General features: G+C 35.5%; 1 protein-coding gene. It reads right to left on the minus strand.

Annotated elements, in window-relative coordinates; translation table 11 throughout:
• On the minus strand, positions 1–251 hold a 251-nt coding region (locus tag L8D11_RS05610), incomplete at both ends, for a hypothetical protein (protein WP_236870671.1).

Consider the following 251-nt stretch of genomic DNA (forward strand, 5'->3'; position numbering starts at 1 on the left):
AGGTATAGCTGTATTACTGTTTGCAGCTTTCTTATATGAATCTGCCTTAAACACCGCGGCTAGCAATGCTTCAAAGCTTCTTTTTTCTCTATCTTTATCTTTTACATGCCCTCCATCCACATACATAAGACCATTGCATAATAGGCAGAAAGAAACATATATGATAGAATGAAAAGATAAGTACATACGAAAGAGGAGGCAAAATGTCATTTTTAGTAAGAGAAGCAGAAGAACGTATAGAGAAGAGTAAG

The organism is Candidatus Bandiella numerosa (assembly GCF_021811875.1).
GTDB classification, from domain to species: Bacteria; Pseudomonadota; Alphaproteobacteria; order Rickettsiales; family Midichloriaceae; genus Aquirickettsia; species Aquirickettsia numerosa_A.